Genomic DNA, 15,237 nt, shown 5'->3' on the forward strand with positions numbered 1-15,237 from the left:
CGGGCGGCGCGGTAAGAGGCGGCAAGGAGATGACTATGCGACCCGAGCAGCATCGACGGGCAGATGACGCCGCGAAGTCGGCTGGTCGGCTCAAGGTAGGCTTCGTTCTGGCGCGATCGTTCACGCTGTCCGCTTTCGCGCTCTTCGTGGACACACTGCGGCTTGCCAGCGACGAGCAGGATCGTTCCGGAAGGGTCCTTGCCGACTGGCAGGTGATTGGCAGCACGCGGCACCTGATCACCGCGAGTTGCGGTGTCCAGGTCGCTCCGACGTCCGATTTCGTCGATCCGTCGAAGTTCGATTACATCGTGGTCGTCGGCGGCCTTCTGACGGTGGAGAACCCTGTCGACCAGGAGACCATCGCTTTTCTCAAGCAGGCGGACGCCAAGAAGGTGCCGCTGATCGGCGTGTGCACGGGGTCGTTCATTCTTGCTGCGGCAGGCCTGATGAACCGGCACGAATGCTGTGTGAGCTGGCTGCATTACAAGGAGTTTCGGGAGCGGTTTCCTGACCTCAGCGTTCGTTCCGACCGGCTCTTCAATCTCGATCGCCAGCGCGGATCCTGCGCAGGCGGCAGCAGTTCCGCCGACATGGCGGCATTGCTGGTCAGGAAATGTATCAGCCGCGACGCCGAACGAAACGCGCTGGAGGTGCTTCAGATCGAAAAGGCCCGGACTTCAGCGGACATACAGCCCCGGCGTCCGCTCTACGACGACTATGACGACGCCCGCGTCAAGGCGGCAATGATTACGATGGAACAGTTCGTCGATGGCAGCATGTCTATACAGAAGCTTGCCGCCACGGTTGGCCTGTCACGGCGCCAACTGGAGAGGATTTTCATCGACAAGACGGGGATGTCTCCTGCCAAGGCCTATAATCGTGTTCGCATGGAGCGGGCGAAATCGATCCTTGCCCAGTCGAAGGCGCCGTTGATTGAGATCGCGCTGGATGTCGGCTTTGAAAACGCCTCGCAGTTCACGCGAACGTTCAAGCGCACATTCGGGCAAACGCCATCGCAGCATCGTGCCGCTTCGAGAGCGCACTGAGCCCGCAATCTCGCAACATTTAAGTAAGTCCCTGTTATGCCGGCGTTCAGCGCTCGATGACCAGATCGCTGAGCGGCTTGGAGCAACAGGGCAGGAAGAAGCCGGCGTCGATTTCCCGCTGACGAATTCCGCCATTGTGGTTCATGTCGACCGTGCCTGACGTAAGTTTCGACTTGCAGGTGCCGCAGACGCCATTCGCGCAGGACGACGGGATCCTGACGCCTGACTTCTTCGCGCATGAGAGCACGCTCTGGTCGCCGGAGACGTCGATGCTGCGCGCCTGCTTCGAGAAAGTGACCTGAAAGACCTTGGCAGCTGCCTCCTGAACCGCGGGGATTTCGGCTTCGTCGACGACTGCTGCGTCGAAGCTTTCCTCCAGGTAATTCGAGCCGGGCACACCGAGTTCGGCGGCAATGCTGCGCGCGGCGGCCATGAACGGGGCGGGGCCGCAGCACATCACGGTTCGCTCGGCGATATCGGGAACCGCAAGCCGCATGTAGTCTTTCGAAATGCGACCGGTCAGACCGGGCCAGGACGGCTCGCCGGCCACGGTCTCCGGGAGGAAATGGAGGCGAAGGCCTTTCAGCCTGCGGGCGATGCAGGCCAGTTCGTCGCGAAAGATCAGATCCTGAGGCGTCCGTCCCGCGTGCATGAAGACGACGTCGGCAGGTTCGCAACTGTCGGCGAGTTCCCGCAGAATGGACATGACGGGGGTAATGCCGGAGCCACCGGACAAAAGCAGAAGCTTGCGTCCCGACGTCTCGGGCCTGACGAAGTGGCCGAGCGGCCCGTTCGCCTTGACGGTCGCGCCGGGAACTAGAGTGTCATGAAGCCAGTTGGAGATCTTTCCGCCGGGAACGCGCTTCACCGTCACGGAGAAAGCGTTCGTCCGATGCGGCGAGGAGGAGATGCTGTAGCACCTGTTTTCAGCATCTCCATCACGTTCCAGGTCGAACAGAAAGTACTGCCCGGCCTTGAACGCGAACCGCTTGCCTTCACGGGAGGCAAAGGTGAACGTCTTTACGTCGTGGGTCTCCTGCTGGACGTCGAGGCAGACGAGCGCGTCGTCGTCTTCAGGGTTCCAGACGTCGTCGAGGGCGGCCCTGGCTGCAGGCATCTGCGGGCTCCTAGTATCCATGGGCGCGCATCCGATCGATGTACCAGCTGGCAAACTTGTCGAGGTTCGTCTCGGAAAAGCGGGAGTAGGGGCCGGGCTGATAGGCCGGGTCGAGAGTGCCTGCATGGGAGCGCGCCACGAGATCGGCGTCCTGGTCGGTAGTCGCGACCCAGACATCCGTCAGTTTGTCGAGATCGTAATCCACGCCTTCGACGGCGTCCTTGTGGACCAGCCACTTGGTTCTGACCAGCGTCTTGCCCGCCGAGAGCGGGATGACGGTTGCCACCACGGCATGGTCGCCCATGAAGTGGTTCCAGCTGTTGTGGCCCCAAAGATGCGTGTCGCCGAGATCCTTGCGGGTCATGTGCCCAAGAAGCTTGGAGGATGCGGCGGTGGCGTCGTGAGTCTGGGATTCGCCGGCGCCTGCGATGATCAGCCGCTGGGTGCGGAAATTGGTGGCGCAGTCGGCGAGCTGCTCGACGGCCGCCGAGGGGAAGCCGTCAGACTCCCACGCGTTCGTCCGCTCTTCATACAGCCTGAAATGCTCCTCGGCCTGTTCGCGATCCTCCGGGCTCAGCGTCTCGGGGTCGAAGCCGAAGTCGAGATCGACGAAGGAGACGCAGAGCTCCGGATGGTTGGCGGAGCAATGGTAGCATTCGCGATTGTTTTCCATCGTGAGCTTCCAGTTGCCATCCTCGATGACATCCGTTTGGAAGGCAACCTTTGCGTTCCGGATGTCGTAGGGGGCGAGGCGCTCGGTCATGGCCTGTTCGAGGATAGCGATGTCCTCGGGCGGATTGTCGGAGAGACAGACATAAATCAGTCCGCCGATCGATTTGAAAGTGACGGGCTTGAGGCTCCGACACTCCTTGTCGAAGTCCTTGCCCATGTGAGGCGCGTACCTGAGTTCACCCGTCAGTTCATATGTCCAGGTGTGATAGGGACAGACGAGTTTTGAGACGATCGTCTTGCCCGGATCGAGAAGGCGGGAGCCGCGATGGCGGCAGACATTGTGCAGGACGCGAATTTCTCCGTCGTCGTCACGCAGAAGGATCAGGCTCGTCTTGCCGATATCGATCACCGTGGCATCACCGGGTTCGGGAACATCGCAATCGAGACCGACGCAGATCCAGTGATTGTGGAAGAAGACGTCGATGTCTGCTTCGAACACGTCTTCCCTGACGTAAAGGCCCGCCGGCAAAGAGTGACCGTTGGCACGAGCGTCGAGAAGGGCGGAAATGGAAGATGGGAGCTTGTTTAGCATCAGAACCTCTTATGCGAGAGTTTCCCGAGATTGCCCTTGCAGTGCCGTTGTTTCAACGGCATAAAAAATCAGGTTCGCATAAGTTATTGTCATGCGATGGGGAGTTCTGTGATGCACTTTAGAAGACGGATCCCGTCGCTGACGGCACTGGTGACCCTGGAGGCGGTGCTCAGAAAGAAGAGCTTCACCACGGCTGCGACCGAATTGGGTGTCACCCAGGCGGCGGTCAGCAGGCAGATTGCATTGCTGGAGGAGGAGTTCGGCCAGCCCTTATTCGTGCGCAAGCATCGAGCGATCGAGCCGACGGCGGCATGCATCAACCTCGGAGCCACGCTGGCCAAGAGCTTTGCCGATATTGCCGAGAGCGTGGAAGCGCTCCAGTCGCGCAGCCAGGACGTGTTGACCATAGGGGCGACCGTTGCATTCTCTTCCTTCTGGCTGCTGCCGCGGCTGGCCGAATTCCGCCGGGCGAACCCGGGCATCCTGGTGCGGGTGATATCCCAGGACAGCCCGATCGCTCTCGACGATGGAGAAGTCGATGTGGCAGTTCGATATGGTTTGCCCCCCTTCAGCGATAGCACCGTCATCGCCTCGCACGGCGACGTCATCTGCCCCGTCTGCTCTCCCGACTATCTCAGGCGTCGCGGAGATGGCGCGCTCGGCTCCGCCGACGAATTCATCGAAACGGACGTTCTCGATCGTTCCTGGTATAGCTGGGCGCAGTGGTTTTCGCTCACCGGCGCCAACCTCGAGGTAAAGCCGTCGCTTCGGTTCAACCACTACACCGAAACCATCGCAGCCGCGCGCGCAGGGCAAGGGATTGCATTGGGATGGCGTATGCTGGTGGGCACCTTTCTGGAGGATGGAACCCTGGTGCAGGTCGACGGCGGCGAGCTTGCCGCGGAGGATCGTTACAACGTGATCGTGCCCGTCAAAGCCAAGCGAAGCAACGCACGCGACCTTGCCGCCGCCTGGCTGACGGCATCATTGCACGGGTGATCGAAGCGTAGTCACAAACCCAGCCCCACGGTTGCCGTTCGGTGAACGCCTTTAGGGACGAAGGCGAAGCAATCTGCCAGTCCCAGGAAATCGGCCGCCAGGTGAATGACGGAAAGCCACATTTCCGTTCCCTGCAAGCTCGGTTCACCACCATCGGCAAACGGGAATCCTTCGCCATCCCGCCATCTATCCAGCGCCCTTGAGATGACCTTGCGGGCGATCGCCTCCCCGTCGGTCCGCCTGTAGTCGGTCTGCCGGGCAATCAGCAGCAGAGGATGAATCGTATCGAGCAGGTTGCACGCATTGTATTTTGCAGCAACGAAGCCCTTGTGGTTGCGATAGTTGAGATGAACCGTTTCGAGTGAGGCGTGCGGGTGGGGAAGTGCCACGCCGAACTGGGCGTAGGTGCCGCGAGTCAGGCGATAAAAGCCGTTCACCGGTTGAAGCCATCCTTCCGCCGCGGTCGGTTCACCCCACAGTCCTGAAACGCTGTTGGCGTTGCGGCCCAGCCACTCGAAGAGCGCCTGCCGTGAACGCCTGATGCCGAAATACCTAGCATTGAAGTACATGGCGGTTCCGATCGCATCGACCACGCTTCCGGCGTGCCATGCACGGGTCGACCAGGGCAGGGCGCTCAGCCATTCATCCAGCTCCCCGGCTCCGAACTCGACCGCATGGACCAGTTGGCGTGGACCGGAACCAAGCAGTTCAAGCGCATAGCCAACCGCAAGGACGTTATAGAGCGCCTTTGAATCATCCCTCAGCGCCTTGCCATGCATGCGCGCATGCTCTTCCGGGAAAAGGCCGGTCTCTCGGTCCTGAAGACCTTGGAGACGCTCGACTGTCTCCGCCGCATCGAGATCGGGCGGCAGGTGGCCGAAGCCGGCAGCGATCTCGATTGCATCGCAGAGATGCCGGATCGCCGGTCTGCGGATGCCGTCCGCTCCCAGCGATTCATAGGATCCTTGCGTTTTCCAGCGTGCCAGGATGTCCGGCCACTGGTCTTTCGCTTTCTGGCCGAGCCTCACCAATTGATCTTCGATGTCGCCAGTGCCGGCTTTCCGGGGCGTCGAGCCTCGGCTTCGCAGCACCCGGGCGGGTACGCCACCGGCAATCGACATGGCGGGAATATCTCCCGTGACCACAGCTCCGGCGGCGATCACCGCGCCGTTTCCAATTGTTGCGCCATCGAGGATCACGCAATTGGCGCCGATCCAGACATCGTCGCCGATCACGATGCCGATGCTGACGACACCCTGTCGGTGTATAGGAACGGTCGGATCGCCGAAGCCATGATTGAAGCCGACGATCGAGGCATGCGAAGCAATCCGCACGCCATTGCCGCACGTCACCGTGCCGGAAACACAGGCATAGGGATTGATGGTGCAATCGTCGCCGAGGATCACATGGCCGCGAACGAGCGCGTGCCCGGCGATCCACGACCGCTCGCCCATCGTTAGGCTTTCGGTGAAGATTGCGGCATTCTCGGCGATGTAGGACGTCTCGGCCAGCTCCGCACCGCATGATCGTCTGAGTTCCGTCTTTCGGGCGAGGTGAGTGGGATGACGGAGGTCAGACGCAATGTGTTCCCACGTCAGGTATTGAAGCCTGCGCGCTTCCTTCTCTTCGCTCACTGACGATTGCGGGCTATTGACGTGATCCATTCTGCTCCTCATTCCCGGGTTCAACCGCCGAATAATCGTCTGCCTTCAGCGATCAATTGCCTCGCTGCATCAGAAGGCCTGATCCGTCCAAAAGCAAGACTTCCGGCAATGGCGGCGCAGCCCTCGTTGAAATGGTTCCAATTGCTTTGATCGGGTCCGGCCTCCCGGCGACCGATGCGATCGCAAGCGCTCGTAGCGCTTTGCCGTGCGGCCGTGGCGTCCGGGTTCGCGATTTGCAGAGACGTCATGTGCCACCGATCATCGGCAACGCTGGGCCATCTGGAAACCTTGAGGCGAGTTATGCCGCGCTCAGAAGTTCAGCGCTAACCGGCATTCCCATATGAAAGCCCTGGACGCGGTCGATGCGAAGATCCTTGAGAAGGGAAAACTGTGCTGCAGTTTCGACGCCTTCCACCAGGATCGTATTCCCACGATTGCGGATGAGAGCAATCATGTCCTGAAGCATCATCAGACCGCGTGGGTTCGAGCAGTCGTGGAGGAAGGTTCTATCGACCTTGACCGTCTGAAACTCGATTGCCCTCAGCCACGACAGGCCCGCGAAGCCGCAGCCGAAGTCGTCAAGCCAGATCTCGACGCCGAGTGCCCGCAGATCGGCAATGCATTTAAGCACCTCCGACTGCATGTCCATGTCCAGGCCCTCGGTGACTTCCAAGGCCAGTCGCGACCCGCAGACCCCGCACCGAGCAAGGATATCAGCGACACTGGCAGCAAAGCCGGGGGAACGCAGTTGTATCGGTGACACGTTGACGCTGACGGTCGCCATGCGATCGGTCATCAGTATATCACGGCATGCCGTCTCGATCGCCCATCTGCCCAGTTCGAGGATAGCGCCACTTCGTTCTGCAACCGGAATGAATGTCTTCGGCGAAACCGCCGTGCCGTCCGGCATCCTGAGGCGCATCAAAGCCTCGACAGCTCTTGCTTTCCCGTTCGTCACGTCGAAGATCGGTTGGTACACGAGCGAGACCAGTTTGCGATCGATGGCGGCCGCCAGCAGCGGGACGAGCTTACCAGCATGGTCGTCGGGGCGAGGCAACAGCGGATCAAAACTACGAATGCAGTTTCGGCCACTTGCTTTGGCATTGTAGAGAGCGAGGTCGGCTTCACGGACTATTCGTTCAACTTTCTCTCCAACTTTCTCGCGGGTGAAGGCGACACCGATGCTGACGGTCACGGTCGACATATCATCTGGTCGCTCGTCGTGAGCAATCGCAAGAGACTCGACTTCCATTCTAATCTTCTCGGCGAGAGTCATCGCGACCTTGGGGAGGGCAGCCGGCATGACCACGATAAACTCCTCGCCACCATACCTGCCGATCATGCCATCGGACGACTCTACAACCGCCTTCAGCGCATTGGCGATGACAGTCAGACATCGGTCTCCTTCCTGATGTCCGTAGCGATCATTGAAGCGCTTGAAAAAGTCGACATCGATGAGGAACACGGAGAAGTCGCGGCGTTCGTCTTTCCAGGCGGCCCAGCATTCGTCTAGCCGCCGATCCAGGGCGCGCCTGTTGCTTATGCCCGTCAGGTAGTCAGTATGTGAAAGCTCGAGCAGTGACCTTCCACGCTCGGACGCCTCCCAGTGCTGGTGGCGAGCCTCCGCCGCGTTCAACAACACGTTTCGACGCTCCACGTTCAATCGCCAATTGACGAAAGACGTGAAGGTAAAGCACGAAATGTAGAACATCCCGAAGGCAAGCTTGTAGGTTTGGCTTGAAGGAAAAAATTCCACGATCGTAATGAAAAATGCGCATAGAACGAGGCCCGAGGTGATCACCGAAAGCCGGAACGGGAAACTGAAAAACAGGTTGGCGCCCATCATGAAGATGGCGCCGAATATCATGTAGTATGACATGGCGGTGACGTCGCGGGTGGCAATCGCCGGATAAAGCCAGCCTACATAGCCCACGAGCAGTGCTGCGGCGCATGTGATGTCGAGCCAAACGGTTTTCGCATTTGCCAGTCGCAGGATTTCGAACGCCAACAGCGCGATCGTTGCAACGGCGAATCGCGCGGCGATCGTCACAGGGGCAACATCGGGGATCAGCCATCGGTCGGGAAGTGCAAAGGCCACATAAACGGCAACCGCCATCCAAAGACCTTGCCGTGAGCTCCGCCTCCGGACAGCATCATTTTCAGTTTTCAGAGATTTGAGGGCCTCGGCGAATGAAAAGCTGGCGGTAGATTCGTCACTCTGGACATTAGTGCAAGCCGCGATCATGCAACGACGCTGGCCTGACAGCCATCTAAAGTATGTTGAAAAGTAAGCCATACTTCGGCGCCCTCCAAAATCGCGTTCGGCAATCTGCAACCGGTTTGTCTTATTGCTTAGCTTTGTTAGAGGGGTAGCATCTGACCCGCAAGAGTAGAATTACCCTTATCCCGTGTGGATTCTAGTCGCATCCTATTTCGAGGTTGATTATGCTTAACGCTATATCAAGGGGATCTCGAAATGGCACAAAGCCTGGTCTTGGACGGTGAAAGTCTTGTTGCGCCCGGCGAAATTCGTCGGGTGGCAAGGAGGGTTGCCGCCCCAGATCCCGGCCACCTGATCGTTGCCAGAGCCGAGCTCGCCCTCAGCCTTGACGTGTCGATCCGTCAGTTCAAGTCCGGCGTCGAGCCCAATGCGATCATCGAGCGTCTTGCCGAGGCCTTGCACCAGATACGGCGGCGCTTTCATCCGGAGGTGTGGGACGTCATCGTTCCGATCGCGCAATCCCATCCCGTTGCTCACTATCTTCATCAAGATCCATTGACCCGCTGGTCGTTTGAAAAACCGCGCGGCTATTCTGGCGACGCACGCCTTCTCGACTTCATATACGGCCGACCTGAAATCGAGGACGCCGTCTTGTCATCGAGCAACTTGGGACGTTCGATCTACGCCTACACTCGAAATGCTTCGTCATCCGTCGCGGTAAGGGAGCGTCGAGACATTCTGGCTCGCCGCGTTGACGAAATCGCTTCGGCCCGGCCTGGTTCCGCCGAAGTCCTCGCCATTGCTGCCGGGCATCTTCGCGAGGGGCCGTTGTCGCGCGCTCTCAGCGCCGGGACGATCAGACGCTGGGTGGCTTTGGATCAAGACCCGATAAGCGTTGGAACCGTCGCCCGCGATTTCGCCGGCACGTCCGTCGAGGCGGTGAACGGGTCGGTCAAATCCCTGCTCGGTGGAAGGCATGCGCTGGGAATGTTCGATTTCGTCTATGCCGCGGGTCTCTACGACTATTTGCCGGACGCGGTAGCCGTCAGGCTGGCCAGGAAGTGCGTCAGCATGCTGAAGCCTGGCGGCACATTCCTCTTCGCCAACTTCTCCCCGGAGACGGACGTCGATGGCTATATGGAGACCTTTATGAACTGGGCGTTGCTGTTGCGGTCAGAACGAGAGATGGGCTTGATCGCCAGTGAAAGCGTGACCGGGGCGGATGTGAAGGTGTCTGTTTGGCCCGGCTCAAACCGCAGCATTGTCTACTGTGAAATTCAAAAACCGGAGTAGGCCGCACGTCTGCCGTCCGATCCGGTAGTCTTTGGGTAGTCCGTTAGTTCAAAATCCGGGGGCGACCCTGTCAGAGGCTGCATGAGAAAGGGCGTGGCTGCTCTCCGCCACGGCCTTTGAGCTGTTTATCGGCCGGGACAAATGAGACGGCCCATGGCTGTGTCCAGTGTGGTCGTGCCCTTCACCGGCTCGCCCTCGAACCGGATCCAGCCTTCGTTGAAGCCATCGATCATACGCATCCGCGGGAGGGGGTTCTGCATGCCCTGATCGGTGAAAATCTGCTCCCAGGTGTCGCGGGCGACCGGCTCCGCCCGGACGGGTTTGCCGAGGATGGATGATAGGACAGCGGCGATATCGTTGGGCGTGACGCCCTCTGGCCCCATCAACTCGACGACCTGTTTGCCCACCCACTCGTGCTGCAGCAGTTCTGCCGCCTTGGCTGCGACGTCGAGGACAGAAACCATTGGATAGGGCTGATCGAGCGGCTGCAGGAAACTCGAGAAGACACAGGTCTCGCGCGCCGGCGCGATATCCCAGGCCGTGTTCTCCATGAACCAGCCGGCACGCAGAAAGGCGATTGGCATTGGCAAGGCAGATAACGTCTGTTCGACGAGACCAAGCTGGCTCAAGAGGTTCGGTTCTCTGGCCTGCGCGCCGATGGTGGAGAGGCAAACGACCTTGGCGGGACGAGACGAAAGAAGCGCGGTCTTCAGGGCCGCAATGACAGCGCGCACTTCCATAAAGCCAGGGGTCGGATCGAAGGTCGGCGGGATCAGCAGAAAGACGCCGTCGGCGCCGGCGAAAGCCTTGGTGAGCGCATCGGCGTCGGTCATCTCGGCCAAGGCCAGTTCCGCGCCTTTTTCCTTCCATTCCGCTGCTTTCTCCGCATTGCGCGCGACGGCGCGTATCGGCACCCCCGCCTTCAGCAGACGCGCGGCGACAATGCCTCCGACTTGGCCTGTTACTCCGGTGATCACAAACATGGTTAGACTCCTTTGCTTCCTGCACCGCCAGCAGGTTGGCGGTTTGTTATGCTGATCATGTCCTTTGGCAGCATTTGACTGAAGCGCGCTTCTGTCACATGATTGGTGACTAAAAATCACGGATGCCCGATGTTTGACGGACGATTATTGAATGGCGTGAGCGTACTGGCCGCCGTTATCGAGAGCGGAAGTTTCGCGCGGGCGGCGGAGCTAATGGGACTATCGGCCTCGGGTGTCAGCCGCGCCATTTCCCGACTGGAGGGGCGGATCGGTCTGCGGCTGCTCGACCGGACAACACGCACGATGCGGCTCACCGATGACGGCGCGCGGTTCTACCAACAGGTGGCCCCACTCTTGAGCGGCATCGAAGAGGCTGCGCAGACAGCTGTTGGCGCCAGACAGGCGGTGCGTGGCCGACTGCGAGTCAATGTCGACCCATATTTCTCACGCCTTGTGCTCGGCCCGCGGCTCGGCGCCTTCCTCGACCGTTACCCGGATATCCAGATCGAGGTCATCACCCGCAACGAGATCGGCGATCTTGTTGCTGATGGCATGGACGTCGCTGTGCGCTTTGGCGAGCCTGCACAACGGTCGCTTATTTCGCGCCTGTTGATGCAGACGCGCGTGATCACGATTGCGGCTCCCGTTTATATCGAGCGACATGGTCGGCCGGGCCGTCCACAGGATTTGAGTGAGCATACCTGTATCCAGTTCCAGGACCCGCTGACTGCAAGGCCTTTCGAATGGGAGCTTCGGCGGCGTGAAGAGGTCGTCTCGATCGAGACCCGCAGCCGCATTTTAGTCAACGATGCCGGCACGACCTTGGCGACCTGCCTTGCGGGGATAGGCATCGCGCAAGTCTTCTCACTCGGGATGGCGGATTATCTGAACAATGGGCAGCTCGTGAACCTCTTTCCCGACTGGTCGGACGAGACATTCCCGCTCTACGCCTTCTATCCCTCGCGTCAGCATGTTCCGGCTAAGGTCAGGGCCTTTATAGATTTCTGCGTCGAGATCATCGAATAGACGGAGGCGCCCCGTCGAGCGCCTCTGCTGGCTTAAGCCGGCCGCGGCTTTCTGGTTCTGGAAGTATCGTCTATGGGGTTCTTTCATGCTTGGGCGGAAGGCGAATTGCTATCTCCGGCCATAAGGCCCTTGTCATATGCGTTCTATGCGGACCGGATACTCGCCGCGCACCAGCAACGGCTCGAAGCCATCGTCGAAGCGGCCGAGCCGGATCAGCCCGTCCCAGCGATAATCCGCATGGAACAGGGCCAGATTACCCCACGGTTTGAAGTAGCAAAGGTCGCCCGGCTGCTCGTTTCCGAAAGCACCGCTGCCTTCTTCGGTCAGCTTGCGCGGCAGATGGACGATCTTTTCGTTCCTGCCGTAGTCCTCGATCTTAAGGTTCAGGGGCAGGATGGAAACGAGATCGCGCGCCGTCGGATTGTTGGAGAGTGTCGCGGTCAGGGTTAGATTGTTGAAGCCTATCCTGATCCTGACGCCTGTAGCCTCGGGACTTGCCGGGCCGCGCTCGTCCTGCCCTTGCGCCACGAGAGGGAGAGCGGCGGCCGCCAAGGTTCCGCCCAGCACCGCGCGACGGCTCATGAACTTGGATGTCATCGACATGGCGCGCCTTCCGTCAGACAGGTTGAGCCGTCGGCCGGAACAGGATTTCGTTGATGTCGACATCGTCTGGTTCGTTCACCGCGAAGGCGACCGTTCGGGCGAACGTGTCCGCGCTGATGGCGATCTTGCTGACGAACTCCTTGGTGCCCGCCTGGATGTCCTTTTCGCTGATGTGTTCGAGGAGTTCGGTACTCACTGCGCCGGGTGAAATGATCGTGGTGCGGATATTGTACGGCTTCACTTCCTTCCGCAGCCCTTCCGAGAGGGCGCGCACGGCGAATTTCGTCGCGCAATAGACGGTGGCACCCGGATCGACCACATGACCGTAGACGGAGGACACGTTGATGATGTGCCCCGACTTCTGCGCCTTCATGTGCGGAAGCGCTGCTGCGATGCCGTAGAGCACCCCTTTGATGTTCACGTCGATCATGCGATCCCACTCGTCAACTTTGAGCCGTTCGAGCGGCGCAAGTGGCATCAGGCCGGCATTGTTCAGCATCACGTCGATGCGACCGAACGCCTTGACGGCCGTGTCGACGAGCGTCTTGACTTGATGTTGATCCATCACGTCGGTTTGGACTGCCTTGGCTCTATAGCCCTTGGCGGACAGTTCCTCAGCCAACGCAGCGATGCGCTCGCTACGCCGCGCGCCGAGGACGACGGACGCGCCGCGCTCGGCAAGGTGACGGGCGGTGGCTTCGCCAAGCCCGCTGCTTGCCCCGGTGATGACGACCACTTTGTTTTCAATTCCTTGGGACATGTGATGATCTCCTGTTTTGAGGTTTCTGAAGGTTCAGGAAAGGCGACTGGCGAGCGCGGCGAGGACAGCCGAACCGGCGAGAAGGCAGGCGGCCAGAAGGAAGGTGCTCCACCATCCCGCGGTGTCGAAGAGCATGCCGCCAGCGAAAGCACCGCCTGCAATGGCCAATTGGATCAACGCCACTTGCAGTCCACCTGCCGCTTCCAACTCACCAGGAACGATAGCGGCCATCCAGGTATTCCAGGCGACCGGAAGCGGCGTCGAGAAAAATCCCCACATGACGAGCAGGGATGCCGTAACCGCCGCGAACGGCCCGAGAGCGATCAGCAGCAGGGCAAGGACCGCAAGAGCAGCCGGCAGTCCCACGAGAACCAGGAGGAGGTGGCGCCGGGGGATGAAGCCAATGACGGAGGTTCCAGCCAGTCCGCCGACGCCAAGGCCGAGAAGCACCATGGACAGAACATTCAATTCCAGTCCCGTGACGCCTTCGAGGAACGGGCGAAGATAAATAGACAGAGCGTTCTGGCCGATGAAGGCGAGACCGGTCGCCGCCATTCCTATCGCGAATGTGCGATTGCGCAGCAGCCCGAATATTCTGGCCACCGACGCGGTGGATGTCGCCGGCATCCTCGGCAGGACCACCAGTTGCCAGACGAGCGCTGCTATTCCGATCGGCACCGTAATGAAGAATGTGCCCCGCCATCCGATCAACCCGCCCAGAAAACTCCCGAGCGGCGCGGCAAGGACGAGGGCGAATGCGGTGCCGCCTTGAAGAAGCGCAATGGCCTTGGGCAGGTCACGGTCTGAAGCCAGGCGTGCCAGAATAGCCGTCGACAGCGACCAGAAGCCGCCGATCGAAACGCCGACCAGGGACCGCCCGACGAGAAAGACAGGGAAGTTGGGTGCGAGGGCAACCGCCAGGCTCGATGCGACAAGAACCGCCGTATAAAGCAGGACGACAGACTTCCGGTCGATCCTCGCCAGGAAGGCATTGCCGAAAAGGCTGGTGATGACCGCAAAGACTCCCGATACGGTGATCGCCAATCCGGCTTGCCCCTCTGACACAGAGAGGTCCCTGGCGATCGGGGTCAGAAGGCTCACAGGAAGAAATTCCAATCCCACCAGAAGGAACGTGAGAAGCGAGAGACAGGTCACAGCAGACCACGAGGTCGCCGTGTCGTCCGTCAGTGAGGTCTCATTCAATGTCAATTCGACGGTCATGCATGTGCTCCTGTCCGCTGCCCGATAGATAGCCGGACTGGTTTTGCGCGACTAGAAGCTATAATCTGAACGTCGTGATGAAGGAGATTCAACAATGCGGCGCGACGAGTTCACGGAAATGCGTGCGTTTCTGGAGGTGGCTCAGGAGCGGAGTTTCACCCGCGCTGCATCGAAACTGGGAGTCACGCGCTCGGCGCTGAGCCATACGATCAGCGCGCTCGAAGCCCGGCTTGGCGTCCGGCTTCTCTCCCGCACGACGCGTGACGTGGCTCCCACGGCGGCCGGTGCCCGGCTCATGGAAAGTATTCAGCCGCATTTCGAGAGCATCGCCGCCGGGATCAGTGCCCTCGGCGCGCTGCGCGACAAGCCTTCGGGCACAGTCCGCCTCGTATGTCCCGATGATGCCGTCGAGCTGGTCTTCCGTTCGAGGCTGCCGGCATTTTTACGGGATTACCCCGATATCACCGTGGAACTCATCGTCGACAACGGTTTTACAAATATCGTCGAGCGCCAATTCGATGCCGGCGTGCGGCTCGGCGAAGCGATTGCGCGCGACATGGTGGCCGTTCGCATTGGACCCGATATCTCTTACGCTGTGGTCGGATCAACCGATTATTTTGCGGCCCGCACTGTGCCTTCGACCCCGCATGACTTGACGGACCACAATTGCGTCAACCTGCGTCTTCCGACGTCAGGCGCTCTCTATGCCTGGGAGTTTGAAAAGGATGGCCGCGAGTTCAGCGTACGGGTGGAAGGCCAGCTCGTGATGAGCAACATAGGGCCGGCGATCAATGCCGCTCTCGATGGGGCGGGGCTGTCTTATGTGCCGAGGGATCTGATCAGGCAATATTGTGACAGCGGTCAACTGCACGAAGTGCTGGCGGACTGGGCGCCAACATTCCAAGGCTATCATCTCTATTACCCCAGCCGGCGCCATCCATCCCCTGCTTTCTCCGCCTTCGTTGAAGCTTTCCGCTACCGGTATCGGTAGCGGAAAACAGGCCGTGCGAAGCAGCGCAACCCGTCGCGCCTCTTGTTCA

General features: G+C 60.0%; 13 protein-coding genes. 5 read left to right on the forward strand and 8 right to left on the reverse strand.

From position 1 onward, the window contains the following. Positions 1–35 precede the first annotated feature (35 nt). Positions 36–1,046, forward strand: a complete 1,011-nt coding sequence (locus tag RL_RS35580) for a GlxA family transcriptional regulator (RefSeq protein ID WP_011649297.1) — start codon at positions 36–38, stop codon at positions 1,044–1,046. Between the two features lie 46 nt (positions 1,047–1,092). Here RL_RS35580 and RL_RS35585 read toward each other — a convergent pair whose 3' ends face one another. Both RL_RS35585 and RL_RS35590 read right to left on the reverse strand, forming a co-directional pair. Further along, a complete protein-coding gene (locus tag RL_RS35585) occupies positions 1,093–2,163 on the reverse strand; it encodes an FAD-binding oxidoreductase (RefSeq protein ID WP_011649298.1) in 1,071 nt (356 codons plus the stop codon). A 10-nt stretch (positions 2,164–2,173) separates the two neighbouring features. Continuing rightward, on the reverse strand, positions 2,174–3,427 hold the full coding sequence (locus tag RL_RS35590; protein WP_011649299.1) for an aromatic ring-hydroxylating oxygenase subunit alpha: 1,254 nt from the start codon (positions 3,425–3,427) through the stop codon (positions 2,174–2,176). A gap of 111 nt (positions 3,428–3,538) precedes the next feature. On the opposite strand from RL_RS35590, the gene RL_RS35595 reads away from it, so the two are divergent. Continuing rightward, complete coding sequence (locus RL_RS35595) at positions 3,539–4,426, forward strand: LysR substrate-binding domain-containing protein (protein ID WP_032993479.1); 888 nt, start codon at positions 3,539–3,541, stop codon at positions 4,424–4,426. 11 nt (positions 4,427–4,437) lie between these two features. Here RL_RS35595 and RL_RS35600 read toward each other — a convergent pair whose 3' ends face one another. Together RL_RS35600 and RL_RS35605 are read right to left on the reverse strand one after the other, a co-directional pair. Next, positions 4,438–6,090, reverse strand: coding sequence for an acyltransferase (locus tag RL_RS35600; RefSeq protein WP_011649301.1), 1,653 nt, complete (start codon positions 6,088–6,090; stop codon positions 4,438–4,440). A 298-nt stretch (positions 6,091–6,388) separates the two neighbouring features. Beyond that, positions 6,389–8,386, reverse strand: coding sequence for a putative bifunctional diguanylate cyclase/phosphodiesterase (locus RL_RS35605; RefSeq protein ID WP_011649302.1), 1,998 nt, complete (start codon positions 8,384–8,386; stop codon positions 6,389–6,391). 180 nt (positions 8,387–8,566) lie between these two features. On the opposite strand from RL_RS35605, the gene RL_RS35610 reads away from it, so the two are divergent. After that, positions 8,567–9,604, forward strand: coding sequence for a class I SAM-dependent methyltransferase (locus RL_RS35610; protein ID WP_011649303.1), 1,038 nt, complete (start codon positions 8,567–8,569; stop codon positions 9,602–9,604). 125 nt (positions 9,605–9,729) lie between these two features. On the opposite strand, the gene RL_RS35615 is transcribed toward RL_RS35610, so the two are convergent. Beyond that, positions 9,730–10,587: an NmrA family NAD(P)-binding protein gene (locus RL_RS35615; RefSeq protein ID WP_011649304.1), complete on the reverse strand. Its 858-nt coding sequence runs from the start codon at positions 10,585–10,587 to the stop codon at positions 9,730–9,732. A gap of 129 nt (positions 10,588–10,716) precedes the next feature. Between RL_RS35615 and RL_RS35620 the strand changes: the two genes are divergently transcribed. Next, complete coding sequence (locus tag RL_RS35620; protein WP_011649305.1) at positions 10,717–11,613, forward strand: LysR family transcriptional regulator; 897 nt, start codon at positions 10,717–10,719, stop codon at positions 11,611–11,613. A 132-nt stretch (positions 11,614–11,745) separates the two neighbouring features. On the opposite strand, the gene RL_RS35625 is transcribed toward RL_RS35620, so the two are convergent. The 3 genes from RL_RS35625 to RL_RS35635 are packed head-to-tail and all read right to left on the reverse strand — an operon-like array spanning position 11,746 to position 14,197. Continuing rightward, positions 11,746–12,216, reverse strand: a complete 471-nt coding sequence (locus RL_RS35625; RefSeq protein WP_011649306.1) for a cyclophilin-like fold protein — start codon at positions 12,214–12,216, stop codon at positions 11,746–11,748. 13 nt (positions 12,217–12,229) lie between these two features. Continuing rightward, entirely contained in the window at positions 12,230–12,976 is a 747-nt protein-coding gene (locus RL_RS35630) for an SDR family oxidoreductase (RefSeq protein ID WP_011649307.1), read from the reverse strand. Between the two features lie 33 nt (positions 12,977–13,009). Continuing rightward, positions 13,010–14,197, reverse strand: a complete 1,188-nt coding sequence (locus tag RL_RS35635; protein ID WP_011649308.1) for an MFS transporter — start codon at positions 14,195–14,197, stop codon at positions 13,010–13,012. A gap of 94 nt (positions 14,198–14,291) precedes the next feature. Between RL_RS35635 and RL_RS35640 the strand changes: the two genes are divergently transcribed. After that, on the forward strand, positions 14,292–15,188 hold the full coding sequence (locus RL_RS35640) for a LysR family transcriptional regulator (protein WP_011649309.1): 897 nt from the start codon (positions 14,292–14,294) through the stop codon (positions 15,186–15,188). Positions 15,189–15,237: the final 49 nt, after the last annotated feature.

This window comes from Rhizobium johnstonii 3841, assembly GCF_000009265.1.
Lineage (GTDB): Bacteria > Pseudomonadota > Alphaproteobacteria > Rhizobiales > Rhizobiaceae > Rhizobium > Rhizobium acaciae.

Excerpts from the sequence above, each read along its gene's own strand:
- RL_RS35595 (WP_032993479.1), top strand. The coding sequence starts at position 3,539 with ATGCACTTTAGAAGACGGATCCCGTCGCTGACGGCACTGGTGACCCTG.
- RL_RS35630 (WP_011649307.1), bottom strand. The coding sequence starts at position 12,976 with ATGTCCCAAGGAATTGAAAACAAAGTGGTCGTCATCACCGGGGCAAGC.
- RL_RS35605 (WP_011649302.1), bottom strand. The coding sequence starts at position 8,386 with ATGGCTTACTTTTCAACATACTTTAGATGGCTGTCAGGCCAGCGTCGT.
- RL_RS35580 (WP_011649297.1), top strand. The coding sequence starts at position 36 with ATGCGACCCGAGCAGCATCGACGGGCAGATGACGCCGCGAAGTCGGCT.
- RL_RS35590 (WP_011649299.1), bottom strand. The coding sequence starts at position 3,427 with ATGCTAAACAAGCTCCCATCTTCCATTTCCGCCCTTCTCGACGCTCGT.
- RL_RS35585 (WP_011649298.1), bottom strand. The coding sequence starts at position 2,163 with ATGCCTGCAGCCAGGGCCGCCCTCGACGACGTCTGGAACCCTGAAGAC.
- RL_RS35615 (WP_011649304.1), bottom strand. The coding sequence starts at position 10,587 with ATGTTTGTGATCACCGGAGTAACAGGCCAAGTCGGAGGCATTGTCGCC.
- RL_RS35625 (WP_011649306.1), bottom strand. The coding sequence starts at position 12,216 with ATGTCGATGACATCCAAGTTCATGAGCCGTCGCGCGGTGCTGGGCGGA.
- RL_RS35635 (WP_011649308.1), bottom strand. The coding sequence starts at position 14,197 with ATGACCGTCGAATTGACATTGAATGAGACCTCACTGACGGACGACACG.
- RL_RS35620 (WP_011649305.1), top strand. The coding sequence starts at position 10,717 with ATGTTTGACGGACGATTATTGAATGGCGTGAGCGTACTGGCCGCCGTT.
- RL_RS35610 (WP_011649303.1), top strand. The coding sequence starts at position 8,567 with ATGGCACAAAGCCTGGTCTTGGACGGTGAAAGTCTTGTTGCGCCCGGC.
- RL_RS35600 (WP_011649301.1), bottom strand. The coding sequence starts at position 6,090 with ATGGATCACGTCAATAGCCCGCAATCGTCAGTGAGCGAAGAGAAGGAA.
- RL_RS35640 (WP_011649309.1), top strand. The coding sequence starts at position 14,292 with ATGCGGCGCGACGAGTTCACGGAAATGCGTGCGTTTCTGGAGGTGGCT.